The organism is Nocardia sp. SYP-A9097, from assembly GCF_009649815.1.
In the GTDB taxonomy this organism is placed as follows: Bacteria; Actinomycetota; Actinomycetes; order Mycobacteriales; family Mycobacteriaceae; genus Nocardia.
This window is the reverse complement of sequence record NZ_WJIC01000007.1, coordinates 144,431-162,878: the sequence shown is the minus strand read 5'-3', so window position 1 is coordinate 162,878 and position 18,448 is coordinate 144,431. Positions and strand designations below refer to the sequence as shown.

The following is an 18,448-nucleotide window of genomic DNA, read 5'->3' as shown; positions in this document are numbered from 1 at the left end:
GTATCCGGCTCGGGTTCTGCGGTCAACCGGCTAGCGGTTGCCCGGCTTGTCCAGCAGCTTCGCCGAGAGGGCGTCGCGGGTGGCCGAGTCGATGCCCAGGCCCTGGGTCAGGAAGTTGTCGAACGAACCGAAGGACTGCTGCACCTGATCGAAGGAGGCGTCCAGGAACGAGCTGTCCACGCCGAGCACCGGCTCGAACAGCGACGGATCGGTCACCAGGCCCTTGGCCACCAGACCGTCCAGGGTGGCCTTGTTGGCGGCGGCCAGATTGTCATTGGAGGCCAGGTAGTTGTTGTAGATCTGGCCCTTCGGCACATTCAGCGCGCTCATCAGGATGGCGGTCATCCAGCCGGTGCGATCCTTACCCGCCGTGCAGTGGTAGAGCACCGCGCCCGAGGCATTGGCGATCTCCTTCAGCGCCGTGCCGAACTGGGTGCGCGCGGTGGCATCGGTGATCATCCAGCGGTAGTAGTCGCGCATGTACTGCGCGCCCTTGCCGTCACCCAGCAGCTGCTGCTGCAGGGCCGGTCCGCCCTGGACGGCCTTGCCGAAGAAGACATAGAAATCGTTGTTCGGGTCGTAGACCGGAAGTGACTGTGCCGGAATGGAACTCGGCAGCTGATCCGGGTTCGCACCGCGCTCGGTGGGGCTGCGGAAGTCGATCACCTCGGTGATGCCCGCGGCCACCAGCGCCTGCTGATCGGCGGCGGTCAGCCGGTTCAGCGCATCGGCGCGGTAGACTAGGCCGTCGCGAATCTTGCCGCCGCCCTGCTGGGTCGGAATACCGCCGATATCACGGGCATTGGGTGCGGTGCTCAGCTCGAGCGAGGTGCCCTTGGGGGACTGCACCACCGAGATCGGGGCTGCGACCGCAGGGGTGATGGTGGCGGGGAAGACGGCGATGAGCGCGGCGGCCACACCGGTCAGGGTTCCGCGTACTGCGCGCGAAATCGTCACTATCGGTATTCCTTTCGATCACGAGCCAAATAGTGGATATCCGGCCCGGGTTCATGAGCGTGCGGGCGTAATGCGCCTGGCGGCCTGCGCGCACAAGTTGCCCGGAGTGCCGGGCTGGAGCAGGTTCCCCTGGATTCTCGGCCGGTGGGTGTACGGCGGATGAGATCCCCGCGAACTGACCGGCGGGTGGACTTTCGGTCCCGGCCTGCGGGATTCGGGTTGCGGCCGGGACCTTCGATGCGTGGGTGCCTACTCGGCGTCGGCGATCAGGGTGATGGTGCCGGCCGCGCCGTCGACCCGGACGCGCTGACCGTCCTTCAGGCTGACGCTCGCGGTCTTGGTGTCCACCACGCAGGGGACGCCGAATTCGCGGGCCACGATCGCGGCATGTGATGCGCTGCCGCCGATATCGGTGACCACCGCGCCCGCGTAACCGAACATGGCGGTGTGGCCGGTGTCGGTGACGGCGGCGACCAGGATGTCGCCGGGCTCGATATCGTCGTCCAGGGACAGGATGCGCTTGACGGTGCCCTCGACCACGCCGGGGCTCACGCCCAGGCCGGTGAGGGTTTCACCGACCGGGAGCGCGCCGGAGATCTCCTCCGGCTCCCAGTCGCCATTGATCACATCGGGCATGCGGACGCCCCGGAAGCGAATCCGCTCGGCGCGGCGGCGGGCCACCCGCTCCTTCAGATCGGCGGGGGCCCACAGGATTTCGTCGAGGGTCAGGAAGGCCGAATCCTCGATCTCGGTGAGCTTGCCCGCCTTGATCAGGCGCGCCGCCCGCTCCTGGGTGACCAGGCGCAGGCAATTGGTAACGCGCACAACGGCATCGCGGGCACGCTCGCGGTAGACGGTGGCGCCGACCGCCATCTTGGCGGTGCGGCCGGTCGGCTCGGCGACCGGTTCCCGGTGCGGCGCGGGCATTTCCGCGGCGCGACCGGCGGCGGTCACCAGCAATTCGGGGCGGTCGCCGAAGGTGGGGTTGATGAGTTCGCACTCGCCGGGGCCGCGATGGCCGATGCGGGCCAGTTCCTGATCCAGGGCCTCGGCGAACTCCGGCGACTTCTCCCGGGCGGCACCCACGTCACCGCTCTTGGCAATGGCCTGCAGGCCGGAATCCTTGCGGCACAATGCCGCCAGGCGTTCCACGGCCAGCATGGTCTTGGCCGACTCCAGGCGTTCGAGGTTGATCTTCACCTCGCCCTTGTGCGCGGCGGTGGCGGCGCCGGTCATCATGACGCCGATGGAGGCGGCCTGCCACGCCTGATTCAGCCGGTCCCGCCACAGCAGGGCGCGGGCGTGCAGCTGCTCATCGGTGAGCTCCGAAATCCGGTCCCGGTCAAGGGCTTCCGCGTGCGAGGCGGCATTGATGAGCTCGGCGGTCTTGCGGAAGCTCATGGCGGTCGCGCCGACCCGGCCGAGCGCCTTGAAGGTGCCCAGCTTGGCGGCGAAACCCGATGCCATGGCGGGGCGGCCCTTGGGATGCAGCTCCACATCGCCGATCGCGCCGTAGACATCGCGGCGCACGCTCTCCTCATCCCAGCCGGGCATATTCTCGGCGGAGAAGACGCCGATGGAGGCGTTGATGTACATGTGATGGCCCATCACGCCGGTGACGCGAGAGACCCAGTGCTCCAGCGCTTCTCCCTCGATGGCGATCATATGGCCCATGGCCTCGTTGCCCAGGCGGATCGCACCGGCCTGCAGATCGATGCTGAGCGGGGTGAGCGGGCCGGGCAGTGCCTCGGAGGTATTGGTGGCGGTGAAGACCGGGATGCGATCATCCAGCAGATCGTCGAACTCGCCCTGAAGTCCTTCGGGCGCAGAGGCTTTGAGCTGATAACCGTCCGAGGTCGGCGCGTTCTGCGGCACCACGTGCGAGGGCAGCGGAATCGCGCCCCGGCGGTCGCGGATACCCGAACCGGCGGCCCTGCGACCGTGCAGGCCGCGCGCCACATCGGCGACGGTCTCGCGGGCGGTCCAGCCGAAGCGGAATCCCCACTCCTCGCGGGCGGCGGTGGTGTCCACCTGTGTCTTGTTCGACGACGAACGGGGCAGCCACGCAGCGTATTTCACGCCCGCGTCCTTCAATGCCGCGCGCACGTCATCGCCGGAGACCTCACCCGGGGCAGCCAGCCCGACGGTGCCGCTGCGCTGCGAGAGCGCGGCCAGCACCAGGAAGCGCTCCAGATCGTCATAGTGCAGCACCTGCAGGGCGGTATTGCCGCGCGCACCGGCCAGATTCTCCAGCGCGCGCCAGCTCCCGGCATCCATGCGGCGGCCCGCGACCAGGGCGGTGCGCACGATCAGCGCATCCACGCCACTGCCCGCCACGATCTTCTCGACGGACGAATCCGAGCCCGCCGCAACGGGAATCACCAGGCGGGCACCGGCATCGCTTGCGGCCGAGGCGATTCCGGCGACCGCACGGCCCGCCGAATGCACCACGGCATCGGCACCGGCGACGGCGCGGGCGCAGACCTGCTCATCCGACAGATCGCCGACGATCACCTCGACGCGCGGATCCACCAGACGGTTGCGCTGCCGGTCCAGACCGACGACATCGTGCCCGGCCGCCAGCAGCATGCGCGCCACTGAACGACCGCTCAGCTCGGTGACTCCGGTGACCAGAATCCGCATTGACTCTCCTCCAACTCGTGCGACGTCCCCAACCACAGTGACGGCGTTCACACACCATCCCCAGTGCGCTGCTCCCGGGCTGGTCACAGTCCCGGTCAACGGGATCGGCGAGTCGGTGAGCAAGATGGAGAGCTATGTCCACCGTGCCCGAGGGTGCACCGTGCAGGCATGACAGCGCGGAATTCGGTGACGCCCCGGGCGGCCGCAGAGGTGAGCCACTACGACCTCGAGACCGATGTACTGGTCATCGGCTACGGCGCGGCCGGGGCGGCGGCGGCCTTCGAGGCCGCGCGCACCGAGGCGCGCGTGCTCATCCTGGAGCGGTCCGGCGGGGCGGGCGGAGCCTCGGCCATGTCCGGCGGCGAGATCTACCTCGGCGGCGGCACACCGATTCAGGTCGCCTGCGGATACGACGACACTCCCGAGGAGATGGCGGCATTCCTGAAGGCCGCCATGGGTGCGGGCGCGGATGCCGCCAAGATCGACGAGTACAGCGCGGGCAGCGTCGAACACTTCCACTGGCTGGTGCATCGCGGCGTGCCGTTCAAGCCGACCATGTGGGACGCGCCCACCTGGGTGCCGCCCACCGATGACGGGCTCATGTGGTTGGGCGAGAACAGTTGGCCCTTCACCGAATTGGCGAAGCCCGCACCGCGCGGGCATCGGCCGACCGCCAATGATTTCGGCGGGAAGCTGCTGATGGAATGCCTGTCGCGGGCCGCCGAATCCGCCGGTGCGACAACGTTGTTCGATACCCAGGCCGGTGCGCTGATCGTGGACGCCGACGGGGTGGTCGTGGGAGTTGTTGCACGGCAATACGGTACGGAGATCGCCATCCGCGCGCATCGCGGTGTCATTCTTACCACCGGTGGCTTCGTCGACAATGACGGCATGCTCGCCGCGCACGCACCAGAGTTGCTGGGCCACACCAAGGTCAGTGCGGGCACCGATGACGGCAGCGGTATCCGCATGGCGCAGGCGCTCGGGGCGGGCGTGCGGCATATGTCCTCCGGTCAGGTGGGCATGTCCCTGATTCCCGGTCTCGCCGCGCGCGGCATGGTCGTGAACGCGCGTGGTCAGCGCTTCATGAACGAGGACACCTACCCCGGCCGCATCGGCCAGGCCGCGCTGTATCGAAACAATATGGGCGGCAGCTGGGCCGGCGGCGACACCGCCGTCTGGGTGATCGTCGACGAGGACGGTTTCGAAGACGTCCCCGAACCCCAGCGCTGGGGCGTCCGCCCCACCCACGTCGCCGAAACCCCCGAAGAGCTGGAGCAACTGACCGCCCTGCCGACCGGATCGCTGACCGCCGGCATCGCCCGCTACAACGAGTTAGCCATGGGCGGAGCCGATCTCGACCTACACAAGTCCCCCCGCTGGCTCCGCCCCCTAACCCCACCCCTGGCCGCCATCGACGTCAAAGCAGGCATCCGCCCACCCTCCGAAGCCGGCGACCGCCGCGGCACCGGAGCCTCCGTCTTCACCCTCGGCGGCCTGCACACCGACCTGGACGCCCACGTCCTGGACCTGAATGGCGACCGCATCCCCGGCCTCTTCGCCGCCGGCCGCGCCACCAACGGCCTACACGGCATCGGCTACATCTCCGGCACCTCCCTCGGCGACGGCACCTTCTTCGGCCGCCGCGCCGGAACCGCCGCAGCCCGAACCGAATAGCTCTGACCTGGTCATACGATCACCAGGCGCTGGTAGAGGGATTTTGTCCGTTTCCCCACCGTGAGTGCCTGGTGATCGAGTGTCCAGGTTTGGGGGTGTTGGTTATAGCGCATCGAGGAGGTACACCAGGCCCCAGAGGATGGCCACCCCTGCCAGGATGAGGAACGGGATCAGCGATCTCGGGTGGCCCCAGTTCGCGCGCCAATAGCGTTGCACCAGTGGGATATCGCCTATGAGTCGGTACAGGGGTGGGATCCAGTAGATGACGACCAGGACGGACATGAGTCCTATGTCCAGGATCGCGAGTATCAGGACCAGGTTGATCATCGATTCCGTCCCCCGCACTCCCCGTGGGAATGAATTGCCTTGTCGTCCAAGTGGAGCGGACGATACCGGGTGTCAGCGGATCTTGCGCGCGGGTGGGGAGTTAACTGGAGAAGTGGATCCTGTCGTCGCGCTGCGTGGACTGGACACGATCTGACGGACATCGCCGTGGGCGTCCAGCAGCGCCTACTGTTGCCTCATGGCAGCTGCGAGGGTGTGGTCAGTTACGTCGACGACTCCGACCGAGGAGGACGCGCAGCAGATCGCTCGAACCGTGGTGGCCGAACGGCTTGCCGCCGGCGCTGAGGTGACCGGACCCGCGATGTCGGTGTTCTGGCACAACGACGAGCTGGGTGAAGGCCAGGAATGGCGCGTGACGCTCAAGACGTCGGCTGTCGCCCGAGACAGGCTGGCGGACCGGATTCTCGAACTGCACCCTTGGGCGGGTGGCTCCGAGATCATCGCCTCGCCGGTTGAGTGGGCAATGGACCGGTACGCCGACTGGGTCGAAAAGTTCACAGCCGCACAGGAATAGGTGCACGCGCGGCAGCGGCCCGGCACGCGAGATCCCTAGCCCCGGCCGCTCCTGCCGCCGATGCCCGTTGAGCCGTCTCACGGACCCGTGCGAGCGGACGCACCGACGACACCGTCCCGGCGAGAGCGAAGGCCCGCCCGGCTGTCTCGACAGCCCGCGTGCCGTCGCCCGCGTCGAGGTAGGCGTCCGCGAGCCACGTCAGATACAGAGCCTTGTCCCGAGCCCAGCTATTTGGGTAGTCCGCGAGCGCGCGCTGAAGCGGCGGGATCGCACGCTCGGGCTTACGAAGCACAGACCACACACGTCCGGCCATAATGTCCAGCTCGGAGTGGTTCATCCACGAGCACCAACTCGGTGAATCGTCACCGCTGTCCAGACCGGCCCGCGCATCGTCGAGCGCTCGCGCCGCCGCATCCGTTCGACCCGCCATAGCGAATGACCAGGCGAGACGTGACTGCAGCATCGCAACCGCCTTCCCCGGCGCGTCACGTCCAACGGCAGCACATGCGGCATCCGCGGCTTCGATCGACTCGGATTGTCCTGTGGCATAGGCGATGTGGACGAGTGAGTTCGCCTCCAGCTCGCGGCTTCCTACTTCTTTTGCGGCGCTGCGGCTGTAGTCGAACAAGGGGACGGCGATGTCGATGAAACCGGCATCGAAAGCTGCCCATCCGGCTTGCTGCGCTTGCTGCGCGCCGAGTTCGATGAGGCTTTTCGACACCGCCAGTCGGCGGCTGGTGCTGTGCAGAATCTGCTCGGTGCGAGCCAGTTCGGTGAAATACAGGTGGAAGGTGTCGCCGCCACCGTGCTCGCTATCGAGTGCTTCGAGCTTGGTGAACTTCCGGCGCATCCGATCGACGTCGATCGCTCCGACGCGTACCTGTGACTGACTGCCCAGCAAGGGGGCAGCCAGTCCGGCAGCAGCGAGAAATTGTCTGCGCTTCGTTGCTTCGTCCTCTTCGGCGTCGCGTTTGGTTCGTTTCGGATACAGCCCGAGTGCTGCCTCCGAACCGCTTCCCAACAGAGCCACGAGCGCTTGACGCGTCGCACGTCGAGGCCAGGCAATCTCACCGCACTCTCACCGGCTGATGGCTTGGTCGTCGACTGCTGGGCGATGACCGGTTGCGCACTCGACGTGATCGCACAATCGCTCGGCCAGCTCGGCTTGTGTTAAGCCGCTGGCCAGTCGAAATGTCCTGAGTTGAACGTTCGTCGGCTCTCCCCACATGAGTCCGATGCGCTTGTTTGCCTACAGTTTTGCGCTGTTCGCCAGGACGGACAACCGGAATGCTGAAAGAGGTAGGAATCACCGAAAAAGGGGGCGATCATGAGGGCGATACCCACCGCATTCGGATATTTCGATGACGAACTGTCCGGTGTTGGGGCGCAATGGGATCGGGCGCAACTAATCCGCCTCGCCAGGCGGCTTGGATACGAATTGATCTGGCCCGCTGAGTGTTCGGCCATATCACTGGTCGATCAGGTTCGAGAATCGGATGTGGATGCGGTTCTTGTCCCGTCCGCTGCCCACCACGCCCGCTACTTCGGAGGGCGGCGAGGATGTCGGGCATAAGTCCGCTCGCGCTTTCGGACCTCGCGGTGTTGGGTGCGCTCAGCACCGTCGATGGGCTGGATGGCGAACAGGTCGGGAAGGTAGTCGCGGCACCGCCGATCGGTCCCGGTATGACGCTGACCGATGATGCGGTGCGCCGGATTCTGATCCGCCTCGAGGCCCGTGGTCTGGCCGAAAACCATTCCAGGGGTTGGCAACTCACCAAACGCGGTCGCACTTTGTGGGCGACCAAAGGTGGCCGCTTCACACTGTAGGGCGGGCCATCCCCGCGATGTCAGGTACCCCACCTCGAAGTAGCGGGACAGCGCGCGGGTGAGTCGGTGCACGGGGCACACTGGAGGTATGGATCCTGTCGTTGCACTGCGTCAGATCGCGTTCTACAAGGACCGGGCCCGCGAGGAAACCAGGCGGGTGATGGCCTATCGGAAGGCGGCCGATGTGGTGGAGACGCTGGACGAGAGGCAGCGGGAGGAATTCGGGCGGACCAATGGGTGGCAGTCGCTGGCCGGGGTGGGGCCCAAGACAGCGGCGGTGATTGCGCAGGCTTGGGCGGGGCGGGAGCCGGACGTGTTGGTCCAGTTGCGCGGGGCGGCAAAGGATTTGGGGGGTGGGGAGGTACGGGCGGCGCTCAAGGGGGATTTGCATCTGCATTCGAACTGGTCGGATGGGGTCGCGCCTATCGAGGAGATGATGGGGGCCGCGCTCGCGTTGCGGCATGAGTACTGCGCGTTGACCGATCATTCGCCGCGTTTGACCGTTGCCAATGGGCTTTCCGCGGAGCGGTTGCGGGAGCAGCTCGACGTTATCGACGGGTTGCGGGCGGAGTTCGCGCCGATGCGGATTCTGACGGGGATCGAGGTGGACATACTCGATGACGGGTCGCTGGATCAGGAACCTGAGCTGCTCGAGCGACTGGATATCGTGGTCGCCAGCGTGCACTCCAAGCTCAAGATGGACTCCGCCGCGATGACCAGGCGGATGGTGCGTGCGGTGTCGGGCGGGCAGGCCGACATTCTCGGGCATTGCACGGGCAGGCTGGTCGAGGGGAATCGGGGTACTCGGCCGGAGTCGGCCTTCGATGCCGAGCAGGTGTTCACGGCCTGTCGTGACTATGGCACCGCCGTCGAGATCAACTCCAGACCCGAGCGTCGTGACCCGCCGACTCGGCTACTGAAGCTGGCCCTCGATATCGGCTGCGACTTCTCCATCGACACCGACGCACACGCGCCCGGTCAACTCGACTTCCTCGGCTACGGCGCACAACGCGCACTCGACAATGGCGTGCCCGCCGAGCGGATCATCAATACCTGGCCGGTCGACAATCTGCTGGCCTGGGCAGCGTCCTAGCCGAAGGTCGCGAGGGCCAGCGCGCCGAGCACCGCCAGCCCGAAACCGGCCAGTACCGCACAGACCAGTGCGCGGATCAACCACGGCCCGATGGCACGCGAAATGAAGTAGCCCGCAACACCTCCCAGCGCCGCCAGCGCCACCCCTTCCCCCATGACCAGATAGAACACCGATGCCAGCCCGGCGTTGAGGGCGGCGGCGAGCCCGCGCGCATCGTCCCCGAACGGGATCGGAAACCGATAGACACTTCCGATGAGCGCGGCCGCGATGGGAGCCGTCAGCACCGCGGTGATCGCACCCCACGCCGCCACGGTCCACGGCACCAGCCAGCTCATCCGATCGCCCTCGATCGTCATACCCATCGACCCTCCACCTCTCCGTAGATGAATCGTAGATACTGTGCGGGAAAAGCCGGTGCGACTGGAGGTCTCGGACCGTCGGCCGGCGGATTCGTCCGGGAGCGGTGCCGCGCACCTGAGCTCAGCGTATCGGCGCGGTGGGTGCCGCGTGTCGCTTAGCCGAAGGGTTGCTGAAGCCGGGAAGACTCCGGGGCATGAGTACCGAGTCGCCGCCGGGGGAGTCGCTGTCCGCACGAATCCGGGGCTGGCTGCGGGCGGCCGAACACGCTGTCCGGCCGAACTATGCCGGGGTGGTGGTGGGCGCGATCTTCTTCGCCTGGTCGGTGTCGCCGTCACTTCTGCCGCGCGAGTGGATCTTTCAGGGCCTGGTCAGCGGGATCAGCGCGGTGATCGGCTACGGGGTCGGGTGTGTCCTGGATTGGGCGTTCCGCAAGTGGGTGCGCCCGCGACTGCCCGCATCGGTCACCAGATGGGCAGGGCTGTGGCAGCCTTCGGACCGGACCCGGCAGCTCGCCAAGATCGCGATCATGGTGAGCGCGGCCGTGGGTGCGGCCGCGGTGCTGGCGCGCTCGGCGCGGTGGCAGCGCGATCTCGAAACGCTGATGGGAATGGCCCCGACCGCCACCTCCAGCTATCTGCGCACCGAACTCCTGGCCGCGGCGACGGTGGCGCTGGTGATCGGCGCATACCGCGGTGTGCGCTGGTTCTTCCGCTGGCTCCTCCGGGTACTGAATATCGACTGGCGGATTCCGCGCGCGGTCGCGTTGCCGGGCGCGGTGCTGGTGATCGTGGTGCTGTCCGTCCTGCTGTTCCAGGGCGTACTCGCGAAAGCCTTCTTCTCCGTGGCGAATTCGGCGTTCAGCGTGCGCAATAGCAATACCTCGCCGTCGGCGGTGCAACCGCAATTGCCGGAGCGTTCGGGCAGTCCGCAGTCGCTCGCCCCCTGGGACACCCTCGGCTCGGAGGGGCGCTGGTTCGTCTCGTATGTGCCGACCGTCGCCCGCATCGCCCAGGTGACGGGAAAGCCCGCGCGCGAACCGATTCGGGTGTACGCGGGCCTGGAGTCGGCCGACACCGAGCAGGACATCGCCGATCTGGTGGTCGAGGAACTCGACCGCACCAATGCCTGGGAGCGCAAGGCCCTCGTGGTGGTGACCACCACCGGCACCGGCTGGGTGGACTCCACCACCGCCGAATCCATCGAATTCATGTACGGCGGGGACAGCGCCATCGCGGCGACCCAATATTCGTATCTGCCCAGCGTGCTGTCGTTCCTCTCCGATAAACAGAAGGCCGCCGACGCCGGTCGACTGGTCGTGCACGCCGTACACGAGCGCTGGGCGACCCTGCCTCCGGAGCATCGGCCCAAACTGCTGATCTACGGCGAAAGCCTCGGCTCGCAGGGCTCGGAGGCCGCCTTCACCGGACTAGATGACATTCGCACGCTGGTCGACGGCGTGCTGTGGGTCGGCCCGCCGAATTCGAATCGGCTGTGGCAGCAGTTCACCGAGCGCCGCGATCCGGGGACGCCCGAGATCCTGCCCATCTACGCGGACGGTCTCGCGGTGCGGTTCGGCGCGACCGCCGACGACCTGAAACACCCGGACCGGCAATGGCTTTCGCCTCGCATCGGCTATCTCCAGCACGCCTCCGACCCGATCGTCTGGTGGTCCCCGGATCTGCTGTTCACACAACCGGATTGGCTGAAGGAACCGCGCGGAGCGGACGTCTCCAAATCCATTCGCTGGTGGCCGATCGTCACCTTCTGGCAGGTCAGCGCCGATCTAGCGCACGCGCAGAAGGTCCCGTCGGGTCACGGCCACCGCTACGGCACCACGGTCCTGGACGCCTGGGCGGAGGTCGCCCAACCCGCCGACTGGACACCCGAACTCACCGAGCGCATTCGCCAAGCCCTCGACGAGGACATCACCTGGGAATATGCCCACAAATAGCTGATACACCGGCGTCGGCGCGGCCGGTGCGGCATGGCAGCTACCTGCCGAGAATTCCGTTGACCGGGACTTTTCTGATCGGCATAGCCCGCCGCGCCATAGCGTCGAGTGCAGGAACCACTGCACGAGGAGGAAACACCCGCATGACTAACAAGGTGCTCGATCGGGTTCGCGATCTGCTGCCCGCTATCCGGGAACGCGCGGTGCAGGCCGAGGAGCAGCGGCGGGTGCCCGACGCCAGCATTGCCGAACTCACCGAGGCCGGTGTGTTCCGCATGTTGCAACCCAAGCGTTTCGGTGGCGCGGAAGCCTCCCCGGTGGACTTCTATCAGGTGGTGCGCGCGGTAGCCACGGCCTGCCCGTCCACCGCGTGGGTGGCCTCGGTGCTCGGTGCGCACCCGTGGCAGCTGGCGCTGTTCGACGATCGCGCGCAGCAGGATGTGTGGGGCGAGAACCCGGACATTCTGGTGTCGTCCTCCTACGCGCCGACCGGCAAGCTGACCGCCGTCGAGGGCGGGTTCGAGATGTCCGGCCGCTGGAGCTTCTCCTCCGGCTGCGATCACGCGCAGTGGGTGTTCCTGGGCGCGCTGCTGCCCACCGAGAAGGGCATGGACTACTTCACGGTGCTGGTGCCGCGCACCGACTACCGCATCGAGGATGTCTGGAACGTGTCCGGCCTGTCCGGTACCGGCTCCAATGACATTGTCATCGAGCAGGCTTTCGTCCCGGCCTACCGCATGTACTCCGCCACCGATCAGGCCAATCTGATCGGACCCGGCCAGGAGGTGAATACCGCTCCGCTGTACAAGATTTCGTTCGGCAGCGTCTTCTCCAACACCATTACCGCTCCCATCATCGGCGCGGCCGAGGGCGCGTACGAGGCGCATATCGAGAAGCAGCGTGAGCGCGTGCGCCTGTCGTACGGCGGTCAGAAGGTCTCCGACGATCCGTTCGCGCATGTGCGAATCGCCCGCGCCGCCAGCGAGATCGACGCCGCGATTCTCCAGATGGAGCGCAATACCTCCGAGCAGCTGCGCTATGCCGAAGCGGGCGAGGAGATTCCGTTCGAGATCCGCCTGCGCGCCCGCCGCGATCAGGTGCGCGGCACCGAACGTGCTTTGGAGGCAATCGATCTGCTGTTCAAGAACTCCGGCGGCCACTCCATCAAGAAGCCGAATCCGATCGAGCGGCACTGGCGCGACGCGCACGCGGGCAGCGTGCACGCCATCAATGACGTGGAGCGCGCGCTGGCCATGTTCGGTAAGGGAGCGATGGGCCTCGAGGTCACGGATCGGATGCTGTAAATGACTCTGACCGTTGAGAATACCGAGCGCTGGGTCACCGTCGACGGACACAAGCTGCGTTATCACGAGGCGGGCTCCGGTGCGCCCCTGGTGCTGCTGCACGGCTCCGGCGCGGGCGTCTCGGGCTGGGCCAATTTCGGCAACAACCTGCCCGTACTGGCCGAGCACTTCCGCTGTCTGATCCTGGATCAGCCCGGCTTCGGCGCGAGTGGACGCCCGGAAGTATACGAGCGCAACTACCTTCGCATCGCCGCGGACGCGGTGATCGGACTGCTCGATGAGCTCGGCATCGAAAAGGCGCATCTGCTGGGCAATTCCATGGGCGGCGGGGTCGCGGCCATGCTGGCCCTGGATCATCCGGGTCGAGTGGACCGGGTGGTGCTGATGGCCCCCGGCGGTGTCGGGGTGAATGTGCTCGGACCCGAACCGTCCGAAGGCATTCGGCGGCTCATGGAGTACAACGCCAACCCGAGTGACGAGCGGGCGATGGGCTTCCTGCGTGCCATGGTCTTCAACGAGGCCACGCTCACCGAGGAATTGGTGGCGACCCGCCTCGAGGCCGCGGCCGACCCGCGCGGCCAGGCCGCCCTGCGCGATGCCTACGCCACCTTCTTCAACCCGAAAATGGCTGAGTCGCTACCACTCTGGGCACGCCTGAAGTCCCTCCAGCACGAGGTCCTCATGCTGTGGGGCCGCGATGACCGCGTCACCCCGGTCGAGGGCGCGCTCTTCCCCGCCCGCCAGCTCCCCAATGCCGATCTGCGCATCTTCTCGCGCTGTGGGCACTGGGTAATGGTGGAACGCAAGGCTGCCTTCGAACGCGCCGTCATCGAATTCCTGCAGCACGGCCTGTAATTCGCGCCCTTCGCGCCCGCCACCGGTCTGATGTCGGGTGGGCGCGAAGGTCGTTTGCCCACCCAGTGGGTTATAGCTTGATGATTCGAACGTGCTTGTCGAATCGAGTGAAGTCGCCGATATTGAGTGTCGCGATCGCGTCGACGCCGTGTGTGAGCATTGTCGCCACTATATTCGCGTCATGTACCTGCTTGCCTGCGCACTCTGTGTCGTTGATCAGGGTGAGCAATCGGCCGTGGACCTTCTGGCTCTCGTCGAGCAGGCGCAACCGCTCGCTGAGCACACCGATATTGGCGAGCGCATCCAGCCGGGCGAGACCGAGTCCGTTTCGGTTGACCGGTCGCGTTGCAACGCAAAGGTACTCACGCAGTATTTGGCCGCTGGTGTATAGCGTGATGCCCTTACCCGGCCAGATGTCCAAAGCGGCACGGGCAGCTTGGAACTCGGCTCTGGCGGTATCGGTGGCGGCAAGCAGGACATTGGTGTCGAGCAGGATGTGATCAGCGGCCGCTATCGTCATACAGATCTTCCCGTCGCCACGTGGACTTGCCTGATGTGTGTGCGGTCGTCAATTGGATCGGTTCGGGCGCTGGGCTGTCGGTGGGCTCCGTGGTGGCGGTCTCGATGATCTCGAGAAGCTCCTGCTGCATGGATCGCCCGTGCCGGTGCGCTCGCTCGCGTAGAGCGCGTAGCGTTTTCTCGGGCACGTTGCGGATATGAATAGCAGCCATGCATTAATGCTAGCGCTAGCGCTAGCGCTGGTCGAGAGGTGAAACGCAGTCTCCGGCTCGAGGGCTCACAGCCCGTGTTCGTGGGCCCAGGCGGCGACCTGGGTGCGGGAGGTGAAGCCGAGTTTGGTGAGGATGTGTTCGACGTGGGTCTCCGCGGTGCGAATGGAGATGACCAGGTCGGCGGCTATGCGCTTATTGCTGTGACCGGCCGCGATCAGCCGGGCGACATCTTTTTCGCGGCGGGTCAGGATATTCGTTTCCGAGGCGGTGGCGGCGGACTTGCGGGGTGCGTGCTTGGGAGCGGGCTTCGGTAGTTCGAGGGCGGGTGCGGCGGTGCGGCCCAGGGCGTAGTCGATGGCCTCATCGAGGGGCATATTCGCCCCGGAGCCGAAGGCGGCGCGATAGGCGTCCTCGCCCAGCGCATCTCGGACTTTGAGGCGTTCCTTGTCGCCGACCGCGACGGTAATGGTGTGCGCGAGGCGAATGGTGCTGCGCTGCAGGGATTCCGCCGCACCGAGCAGGCGGGCGGCACGCTCGTAGTCACCATTGGCGGAGACGGTCCAGGCCAGGCCCTCGAAGGCGGAGGAGAGCCAGACACAGCGGTCGAACAACGCCAGCTGTTCGATTGCGCGACAGTGGAATTCGGCCGAACCCGCCAGATCGCCGAGCCGCCAGTGGTCGATACCGACCGTCCACAGCGCGAGCCCGCCCATCAGATGTGAACCGCTGGCGGTGGTCAGCTCCAGGAAGCGCTCCGCGAGTTCGGTGCGGCCGGGCGCCTCCAGGACCATGGCGCACATGAAAGCGAAGGCGTGGCTGTCCATCTCGATGGCCTGCTGATTGTGCTCGGCCGCCAATTCGATGGCGGTGCGCACCAATTCGAGCGAGCCCTGCCGGTCACCGTCGGCGAAGGCGAGCAGCGAGCGGTCCAGCGCCGCCTCCGCCATGATGTCCGAGTCCTGCAGTGCCGCCGCCAGTTCCAGGCATTCGGTGACCAGTCTCGCGGCCGATTCCCGATCACCGAGCAGCGAGGCGAGGGAGGCGGCGGAGGAGAGTGCCTTGGCGCGCTCGGCCGTCGGCTCCGGATTGCGTTCGAGGGCTTCGGTGAGCCACCGGTACCCCTCGGAGAGGAACCGGTTGTGCTCCCAGAACGGCCGCAGCACCGTCACGGTGGCAATGGTCTCCAGTGGCTCGTCTTCGAGCCCGGAGCGCAGTGCCGCACGCAGATTCGCGTGTTCGCGGCTCAATTCGCGGAACCACTGCACATCGTCGGTGGTCCAGTACGCGGTCTGCCCGCGCAGCGCCAGATCCCGGTAGTGCACGCGATGCCGGGCCCGCACGGTCTGTACATCCCCGCGTTCGGTGAGCCGGTCGGCGGCGAATTGCCGGATCGGCTCCAGCATGGAGTACCGCGCCACATCCCCGTCATAGCGTTGCGCCACAACGGATTTGTCGACCAGCCCGGTGAGCGCGTCGATCAGTGAACCCTTGCCGAGTACGCATACCGCTTCCGCGGCCTCGATATCGAAGCCGCCCGCGAAGACCGAAAGCTGTTCCCACAGCAGCTGTTCGGCGGGCGTACACAGGTTGTAGCTCCAGCGGATCGCGCCCTCGATGGTCTGCTGCCGTTCGGGCGCGGTGCGCGGCCCGGCGCTGAGCAGTCCCATGGTGTCGTCGAGTCGGTGCAGGATCTGTTCGGGGGTGAACATGCGCAGCCGCAGCGCCGCCAATTCCAGTGCCAGCGGCATACCTTCGAGCCGCCGGCAGATCTCGGCCAGTACCGCGCAATTGCCCGGGGTGGCTTTGAACTCCGGATTGGCCGCGCTGGCGCGTTCGATGAACAGTTGCAGCGCATCGCTCTCGCCGCCGGCATCGGCGTCGGGCACGGTGAGCGGCGGCACCACCATCACCTGTTCGCCGGGAATCCCGAGCACCTCGCGACTGGTGGCCAGCACCCGCACATCCGGTGTGGTGGCGATGGTCCGGCCGACCAGCGTGGCACACGCCTCGATGAGGTGCTCGCAATTGTCGAGAATGAGCAGCAGTCGCTTATCGGCGAGGAATTCGGTGAGCCGGGGCAGCGGCGCGGTGGATTCGTCGCGCAGGTTCAGTGCCTCGGCCACGCTCAGCGTCACCAGGTTCGGATCCTGTAGATCGGCGAGCTCGACCAGCCACACCCCATCGGGGAAAGCGCGCGCGACCAACTGCCCGATCTGTCGAGACAGTCGGGTCTTCCCCATGCCGCCAGGACCGAGCAGCGTCAAAACCCGGGTGGTGGGTAGCAGCCTTTTGGCGTTAGCCAGCTCGTCGCGGCGGCCGACGAAACTGGTGACCTCCGCAGGGAGGTTTCCATTGACACGCCGCGCCATGAGCACCAACCTATGTGATCCGCAACGCTCATTGCCACCACCGGGCACATAAACCCAGTTCGCGCTGTCTGGTAAGTACTTGCCAAGTACTGTGCCCCCGCTTACAACCGGGTTTCCGGCGGACCTGCTGTGTTGCTACCGGCCTGTCCGACTCGGTGGGCCCGGCCATGCGTGTGGCGAATAATTAGCGAACTTCACCGACCCGGCTTCGCCGCCTGCGAAAGCCCGCCAGAAGTCGCTACGGCGCAGCGGTTTTCGCCGGAGTCAGGGCCTTGCGCAAGGCCTCGAGAATCTGCGCCCGGCCGTGCCGTCCCTCGCGGGTCGGGGTGAGCGGGTAGACGTGCACCAGTCCCGCGCCCTCGTGATAGTCGACCGCTACGCCCGCGCCGCGCGCCTTGTCGACCAGTAGCCGGGTATCGGGGAGCACGATGTCGCGGGTGCCGCTGAAGACGGTCAGCGGGCCCAGTCCGCGCATGTCACCGAGGAGTGGGCTCACTCGCGGATCGGTCAATGGCAGTTCGCCGCGCCATAATTCGATGAAGACCCGGGTGCCTTCCTTGCCGAGCCACGGATCGGTGGGCAGCACCACATCGATCTCCGGATTGCTCAGCGACAGGTCCAGTGCGGGGGAGATCAATACCGTGCGCGGCAGCGGCAACTCATGCTCGTCGCGCAGCACCTGGGCGGCCGACAGTGCGATCTGGCCGCCCGCCGAGTCCCCGGCCAGGCATACCTCGCCGTAGCGCGACCTGTTGTCCAGCACCAGTTTCGCGATCATGTGCACCACCTGCTCGGCGGTGCCGAACGGAACGAGCGGATAGATCGGCACGGTGACCGTGGTGCCCACCTCGCCGGCGATATCGGCCGCCAGCTGCCAGTGCTGCGGTGCGATCTCATTGACCCATGCGCCGCCGTGTACATAGACGACATTGCTGCGGGGTCGCCCGGTGCGGGGGATGAGCGTGTAGATCGGCCAGCCTCGGCTGTGGTCCACCGAGACCACCACATCCGAGCGCAGTCGCCGCGGCGGGCCGTAGGTCTTGGGTCGCAGGCTCCGCTCGCGGAGATGTTTGCGTGCGGGCTCAGCCGTGAGGAATGCCTGGTTCGCCCGAATAATCCGCAGGTAGGCGGGGACTACCCGACGACTCAGAAAGCTCACCCGAGATGCGTGGAACGCCGTCATGCGGCGACCATACCGCCCGGCAGCTACGCCGTGGGCACCTTCATTTCACTTACCAGCCAACGCCCGTCGGCCTGCTCGTCGAGGTGCGTCACCGCGGAGATGGAACTGGAGTGCGTGTCATTGGCCGAATTGGTGACCACCTGCGTGACGAACACCAGCACCTCGGCATTGTGCGGCCCGAGCGAGGAGAGCCCGCAGTGCATCTCACCCGCCTTGGATCGCGTCTGCATCTGCGTCATCACCGACCGCAATGACGGCCAGTTCTGCGTGAACGACTGCCGCCACTCCCCGGTCGACCCATCCAACATCGCCGAGTGGTATTTCTCCATATCGGCCGAGTCATAGGTCGTCATCGCGACCGCGAATTCACACGCCGCCCGCTGCGCCGCCGCCCGCCGATCCGCACTCCGCGCGGCATCCGAAAGATCCTGCCGCAGCTGATTTTCCGCACTCTCCGATTCCCGCGCCGCCCGATGCTCCCCGGAGTACAGCAGAAACAGCGCCACACCCGCGGCGACACAGACCACCGCCAGCACCGCCGACGCCCAGGACACCCCGACCGGCGACCGCCACCAACTCCGCCGCGGCCCGGGCGCCGGCGGTCCGAACCCCGGCATCGACATGGCAGTTCCCCTCGTC

General features: G+C 66.6%; 17 protein-coding genes. 7 read left to right on the top strand and 10 right to left on the bottom strand.

Annotated elements, in window-relative coordinates:
* Positions 1-30: 30 nt before the first annotated feature.
* Positions 31-957, bottom strand: coding sequence for a tyrosine-protein phosphatase (locus tag GFY24_RS17005; RefSeq protein ID WP_309230955.1), 927 nt, complete (start codon positions 955-957; stop codon positions 31-33).
* 249 nt (positions 958-1,206) lie between these two features.
* The gene (locus tag GFY24_RS17000; RefSeq protein ID WP_153806022.1) at positions 1,207-3,600 is read right to left on the bottom strand and encodes a PEP-utilizing enzyme; all 2,394 of its coding nucleotides are present in this window, start codon (positions 3,598-3,600) and stop codon (positions 1,207-1,209) included.
* Positions 3,601-3,768: 168 nt separating this feature from the next.
* Between GFY24_RS17000 and GFY24_RS16995 the strand changes: the two genes are divergently transcribed.
* On the top strand, positions 3,769-5,277 hold the full coding sequence (locus GFY24_RS16995) for an FAD-dependent oxidoreductase (RefSeq protein WP_153806021.1): 1,509 nt from the start codon (positions 3,769-3,771) through the stop codon (positions 5,275-5,277).
* Between the two features lie 102 nt (positions 5,278-5,379).
* Here the strand turns inward: GFY24_RS16995 and GFY24_RS16990 are convergent, their stop codons facing one another.
* Positions 5,380-5,604 carry a hypothetical protein gene (locus GFY24_RS16990; RefSeq protein WP_153806020.1) on the bottom strand — a complete coding sequence of 75 codons (225 nt, stop codon included), beginning with the start codon at positions 5,602-5,604 and terminating at the stop codon, positions 5,380-5,382.
* Between the two features lie 196 nt (positions 5,605-5,800).
* On the opposite strand from GFY24_RS16990, the gene cutA reads away from it, so the two are divergent.
* On the top strand, positions 5,801-6,136 hold the full coding sequence (gene cutA / locus GFY24_RS16985; RefSeq protein WP_153806019.1) for a divalent-cation tolerance protein CutA: 336 nt from the start codon (positions 5,801-5,803) through the stop codon (positions 6,134-6,136).
* Here the strand turns inward: cutA and GFY24_RS16980 are convergent.
* Positions 6,117-7,166, bottom strand: a complete 1,050-nt coding sequence (locus GFY24_RS16980; RefSeq protein ID WP_153806018.1) for a tol-pal system YbgF family protein — start codon at positions 7,164-7,166, stop codon at positions 6,117-6,119. The two genes, cutA and GFY24_RS16980, sit on opposite strands and share 20 nt — an antisense overlap.
* Positions 7,167-7,696: 530 nt before the next feature.
* Here GFY24_RS16980 and GFY24_RS16975 point away from each other — a divergent pair.
* Both GFY24_RS16975 and GFY24_RS16970 read left to right on the top strand, forming a co-directional pair.
* Entirely contained in the window at positions 7,697-7,963 is a 267-nt protein-coding gene (locus GFY24_RS16975) for a hypothetical protein (RefSeq protein ID WP_153806017.1), read from the top strand.
* An 88-nt stretch (positions 7,964-8,051) separates the two neighbouring features.
* The gene (locus tag GFY24_RS16970; protein ID WP_153806016.1) at positions 8,052-9,056 is read left to right on the top strand and encodes a PHP domain-containing protein; all 1,005 of its coding nucleotides are present in this window, start codon (positions 8,052-8,054) and stop codon (positions 9,054-9,056) included.
* Here the strand turns inward: GFY24_RS16970 and GFY24_RS16965 are convergent.
* A complete protein-coding gene (locus GFY24_RS16965; RefSeq protein ID WP_153806015.1) occupies positions 9,053-9,418 on the bottom strand; it encodes a hypothetical protein in 366 nt (121 codons plus the stop codon). The two genes, GFY24_RS16970 and GFY24_RS16965, sit on opposite strands and share 4 nt — an antisense overlap.
* 191 nt (positions 9,419-9,609) lie before the next feature.
* Between GFY24_RS16965 and GFY24_RS16960 the strand changes: the two genes are divergently transcribed.
* From GFY24_RS16960 to GFY24_RS16950, 3 genes are all read left to right on the top strand, one after another.
* Positions 9,610-11,367: an alpha/beta-hydrolase family protein gene (locus GFY24_RS16960; RefSeq protein ID WP_153806014.1), complete on the top strand. Its 1,758-nt coding sequence runs from the start codon at positions 9,610-9,612 to the stop codon at positions 11,365-11,367.
* Positions 11,368-11,510: 143 nt separating this feature from the next.
* Positions 11,511-12,671: a 3-hydroxy-9,10-secoandrosta-1,3,5(10)-triene-9,17-dione monooxygenase oxygenase subunit gene (gene hsaA / locus GFY24_RS16955; protein ID WP_153806013.1), complete on the top strand. Its 1,161-nt coding sequence runs from the start codon at positions 11,511-11,513 to the stop codon at positions 12,669-12,671.
* Entirely contained in the window at positions 12,672-13,526 is an 855-nt protein-coding gene (locus GFY24_RS16950) for an alpha/beta fold hydrolase (protein WP_153806012.1), read from the top strand.
* Positions 13,527-13,596: 70 nt separating this feature from the next.
* Here the strand turns inward: GFY24_RS16950 and GFY24_RS16945 are convergent, their stop codons facing one another.
* From GFY24_RS16945 to GFY24_RS16925, 5 genes are all read right to left on the bottom strand, one after another.
* Positions 13,597-14,046, bottom strand: a complete 450-nt coding sequence (locus GFY24_RS16945; protein ID WP_153806011.1) for a PIN domain-containing protein — start codon at positions 14,044-14,046, stop codon at positions 13,597-13,599.
* Positions 14,027-14,257: an Arc family DNA-binding protein gene (locus tag GFY24_RS16940; protein ID WP_153806010.1), complete on the bottom strand. Its 231-nt coding sequence runs from the start codon at positions 14,255-14,257 to the stop codon at positions 14,027-14,029. The genes GFY24_RS16945 and GFY24_RS16940 overlap by 20 nt, the downstream gene beginning before the upstream one ends.
* 65 nt (positions 14,258-14,322) lie before the next feature.
* Complete coding sequence (locus GFY24_RS16935; protein WP_153806009.1) at positions 14,323-16,626, bottom strand: LuxR C-terminal-related transcriptional regulator; 2,304 nt, start codon at positions 16,624-16,626, stop codon at positions 14,323-14,325.
* Positions 16,627-16,864: 238 nt separating this feature from the next.
* The gene (locus GFY24_RS16930) at positions 16,865-17,809 is read right to left on the bottom strand and encodes an alpha/beta hydrolase fold domain-containing protein (protein ID WP_153806008.1); all 945 of its coding nucleotides are present in this window, start codon (positions 17,807-17,809) and stop codon (positions 16,865-16,867) included.
* Positions 17,810-17,832: 23 nt separating this feature from the next.
* On the bottom strand, positions 17,833-18,432 hold the full coding sequence (locus tag GFY24_RS16925) for a hypothetical protein (RefSeq protein ID WP_153806007.1): 600 nt from the start codon (positions 18,430-18,432) through the stop codon (positions 17,833-17,835).
* Positions 18,433-18,448: the final 16 nt, after the last annotated feature.